Origin of the sequence: Lactobacillus laiwuensis (genome assembly GCF_019972835.1) — a bacterium.
Classification (GTDB): domain Bacteria; phylum Bacillota; class Bacilli; order Lactobacillales; family Lactobacillaceae; genus Lactobacillus; species Lactobacillus laiwuensis.
The window spans coordinates 1-4,167 of record NZ_BPPB01000031.1 but is presented as its reverse complement, the minus strand read 5'-3'; the positions used below and the strand labels follow the sequence as shown (position 1 = coordinate 4,167).

4 protein-coding genes and 1 pseudogene are annotated in these 4,167 nt (G+C 35.8%); 3 read left to right on the top strand and 2 right to left on the bottom strand.

Features of this window, described 5'->3' with window-relative positions; genetic code table 11:
- Positions 1–162: 162 nt before the first annotated feature.
- From LDM92_RS09690 to LDM92_RS09680, 3 genes are all read left to right on the top strand, one after another.
- Positions 163–384 carry a hypothetical protein gene (locus tag LDM92_RS09690; RefSeq protein ID WP_223903052.1) on the top strand — a complete coding sequence of 74 codons (222 nt, stop codon included), beginning with the start codon at positions 163–165 and terminating at the stop codon, positions 382–384.
- Complete coding sequence (locus LDM92_RS09685) at positions 318–1,343, top strand: MFS transporter (RefSeq protein WP_223903053.1); 1,026 nt, start codon at positions 318–320, stop codon at positions 1,341–1,343. The genes LDM92_RS09690 and LDM92_RS09685 overlap by 67 nt, the downstream gene beginning before the upstream one ends.
- Before the next feature lie 65 nt (positions 1,344–1,408).
- Positions 1,409–2,002, top strand: coding sequence for a hypothetical protein (locus LDM92_RS09680; RefSeq protein ID WP_198214157.1), 594 nt, complete (start codon positions 1,409–1,411; stop codon positions 2,000–2,002).
- A gap of 23 nt (positions 2,003–2,025) precedes the next feature.
- On the opposite strand, the pseudogene LDM92_RS09675 reads toward LDM92_RS09680, so the two are convergent.
- A pseudogene (locus tag LDM92_RS09675) lies at positions 2,026–3,057 on the bottom strand (SLAP domain-containing protein); the annotation flags it as partial.
- A 9-nt stretch (positions 3,058–3,066) separates the two neighbouring features.
- Positions 3,067–3,924, bottom strand: coding sequence for an IS982 family transposase (locus LDM92_RS09670; RefSeq protein ID WP_198214155.1), 858 nt, complete (start codon positions 3,922–3,924; stop codon positions 3,067–3,069).
- Positions 3,925–4,167 lie beyond the last annotated feature (243 nt).

The window sequence follows — 4,167 nt, the reverse complement described above, 5'->3', positions numbered from 1 at the left end:
TCCTACTTTGATTAAATAAAAGATTAAAAAATCAATCTACGAGAAAAATCTATTTACACAAAAAATTTGACAGTTTCGATTTACTTTTTTAACTTTTTCTTAATATAATAAAAATTATGGCATACTAACCGCAATACATATATCTAATTGGAGTTGTTGTGAATGTTAGAAAAGAAAATTTACCTATTATCTCGAGCCACCATGCTTTTATCCAATTCTCTCTTTGGCATGATCATCATCTGGTGGCTGCAAACCCAAACCGGCAAATCATCTTTAGTCGGCTTGACTAACGCGATTTTCTCAATTACCGCTGCCTTATCAATTTTTACGGTCCAATTATTGATAAGCATTCCTTCAAGAGAACCAGTCAAACATCCCTATTAGTTCAAACTATCTTGTTATTCCTTTTAACGGCAGTGATGTTCTGGCTGAGTCACGACATAGTTTTGACCATTTTAATCTCTACTATTATGTCCATGTGCGATGAATTCTTCAGTCCGGCCGATCGTGCAATCCTTAAAGAAAGCGTCCCTTCTAAAAAAGATTTAAACAGCTTAATTTCAAAGTTGAGTATGATTGATCAAGTTGTGAATATCGCTGGTACTGCCCTTTCAGGTGTTTTATTGAGTCTTTTAATCGCTGGCCAATTGATGCTGGTTTGTAGCTGCTTAAGTCTGATTAGTATCTTCTTCCTGTACATTGCGTTAAGAAAAATTCCATCGACTAAACCTCAAGCAAACGATACTGATGATAAAACTAATAACTATCGCGCAAAAGTGTTCAGCGGCTTAAAGTATATTCGCCAAAATAGGTTTCTTAAATACTACTTTTGGTCATGTATCTGCTATTCCTTCGTTTCACCAGCGTTAATTATTCTCTTACCTAAACTAGCCGATAAGCTTGGCTCTACTGGACTTTATAGTACACTCTATCTTTGCTTTGTCGGCGGCTTTCTCTTAGGAACACTCATCTCGGGCAAGCTAACTCCTACAGTTAAAACGATCTCCTACACTTGGATGCTTAGTACCATTCCTTTATTAATGATGATCTTCTTCCTGTCTAATTGGCTTGCATTAAGTGTGCTCATCGCCTTGTTTGGTTTTCTAACTAGTTTTCAAAATATTCTGTCAGAATCAATGATTCAGATTACTACGGAAGATGCATATTTAGGACGTGTGCTAACCACGATTCGCACTAGTACTTCAATTGGTGGTCCAATCAGCTCCGTAGTTGCTGGGATCATGCTCGATCATTCAGGCGATCAGATTTTAATTATTCTTTGCGCAGTATTCGTCCTCATTGGTGGAATCAACATGCTATTTGCAAAAGAAGCGGCAAACTAAGTCGCCTTTTATTTTGTTCAAAGATATTTTATAATTGAGATTAAATTTAAGAAAAGAGAATAAATATGAAAAAAGCGATTGTTTTAATCAGTGTAATGGCCGCTGCGCTATTGACGGGATGCAATAAGCAAACAGCAAAATCAAATTTAAGTTCACAATCATCAAGTAGTTCAAAAATTGTACGTCATGAGACTAAATCATCTAGTGAAGCTCCTCGCATTAATATTCATAAAAAATATAAGGGCTTTAAACTTACAACTGTACCTAGCCAGTACCGTGGTACCTGGTATCGCGGCGATCCTTATTCTAAAAGGGCTAGAAAACTCGTGATTACTGAGCACACGGTTAACGGCGATGTCACTTATCAAAAAGTTGATCCAAATTTAAAATTGAATCGTCACTCTGAAAAACAAAATAAAAAATACTCTGGCAATATTGTTCTAATTGATACTCAAGGTAATTCGTTAAAAGTGCGCGGCTTCTTGGATCTGGTGAACTTAGATTATCAACCTGGTCAATTTAAGAACCATGATTGTCTCTTCTTAAGCTATGGGACTGATCCTAGTGTCATCAACGGTGCGATTTTTATGGATAAAAATGTTGCACTTAAATATAGAAAGTATGATTTTACTAAGGTAAAGAAAAATAGACTGTCATAACGACAGTCTATTTTTTACGTATTTTACTTCTTTAAAGCAGCAGCTTGTGCTTCTTCTGGAGTGTTAGATGGTGTTAACTTAATTCCTCCGGCAAATTTAACATCATCAGCTTTAACATAAGCGTCGTGTCCTACATCGATTTTACTTTGTCTTGCTGTTGGAGTAGTAGTTGCATAGAAACTGGTTCCAACTAAGTGATAGAATAATTCAGCTTTATTTTCGCTCGGAACCCAAATATACATTAATTTGTCTACCTTTAAGTGTCCCATTTGCTTTATGATCTTTTGACCATTATGGTTTTGAATAGTTCCATCGGCATTGTAAACATCGGTAGCTTTAGGGAAGGTGATGTAAGAAAAGTTCTCTGCATTATAATCATGTACAGGTAACTTCTTATCAGCCTTAACATCAATTGAATAAATCCAATTATCTATACCCTTGATATGGTAAATAGTTTGATCACCATTAAATGAACCAACTGCATATGCCACTTTATCAGCTCGGTCACCACTTTCTAAACGGTCTACGGTAAACTTAGTACCATTAGGAACTGATTTAACAATTTTTGGATTACCATCACTAGTAAAGGTCAAGATAGGTGCGGTCTTTCTATAATATTTTGCGACATCAACAGTTACGGTAGTCTCATCAACATTTTTTGATGAAGTGTTAGTTGTATTTGTCTTGGAAGTAGTTGTTGTAGTAGCAGCACTAATGTTAGAACTAATAACTGGTCCTAAATTGTAAGACTTAATATATTGTTTTCTTGGACCACCTACTCTAAAGTAACGTTTACCATTCTTAAATTTGTAGGAGCCACCGTATGTGGTTACAGTTTTTCCCTTGTAGAATTTCCACTTCTTACTGCTTGCAGTCATACCATATGGCGTTCTTTGAGTAGAAGTCCGGTAGATATAAGCATTATGTGTAATTTTTCTAGTTACACCATCAATGTTGGTTACTTTGATATATTGATCCTTGCCTGAAATTTTATAGTATTGGCTACCGTCAATAGTAACAGGAGTTGGGGCAACATAGATTGAACCATAAACGTACGCGTGGTGCTAGTTAAATCGTTCTAGACAATAAGCCGAATTATAAGCTAAAATTGCAATTTCCAACCGGCTTTGAAAGCCTATCAGACTACGTGCTCGATTGTTCTCGGTATTGTAATAGGTCAGAAGCGAAAAGCCGCTTTCAATTGTTCTGCGAATAGCCATCAATTGATGATCATTGTGCTTTTTAGCTCCTGTCATATTTTTACGATATGGTGTCCAAAGTTCGTAACCCATTTGTTTTAGCTGTTGATGCAGTTCTTTGCCTAAATAGCCTTCGTCGCCAAGAAGATAGTAATTAGATGGATGGGTATTTTCCATCAGTTCAACTGTCTCCCTGGCATCATGAACTGATGCCTTTGTTACGACATAATCAAGAATGTAACCGTCATCGCTAACAATGGCATGAACTTTGAAACCATAGAAGTAAATTTTCTTGGTGGCCTTATAACCAATGTTGGCATAACCGCGAAAAATTTTAGCACGATAGTTGCGAATTGGTTGGTAAACAGGTACCGAAAAGCTGTCAATGATCAAGAACTGTCCATTCAGGTCAACCTTTTTATTCATTTCTTGCCGTATCTGATAAATCAATTGCAATAGCTGACGTGAACGCCGATTAAAACGTGAGTGTGATAAACAATTGAAATATTCACAGAATCTTCTTTGTGATTCAATTCCTGTCTTAGCTTGCCAGATAAGTAAAGCCAAAATCAGACTGTCCGTAGTTTTAATTTGATCAATATTTCGCCGATGAGTAAACTCAGCCGGTGCATACAAACGATACCAGTGCCGACAAATTATCACTAAATCTTTAAAACTAGCTTGTAAATGGTGGCTAAAATGCCTAAGCTTAAGGCAGTTCAATCAGATCAGACTCTTTTCTATTATTACTATTTACAAGTCGAGTCTAACAAGATTGGACTTTTTTATTAACTAAAACGATTTAACTAGCACCACGCGTACTATTATATATTATAGTATCTAATATTTAGTTAAATATAATTGATGATGATTTCAGTTTATTGATTAAGAGACCGTAAAATAGTTTGTGTAAGGATGAATAATTCCTTAAATTAATTTCTTAAAACATTAGAAAAAGGAGTTCCT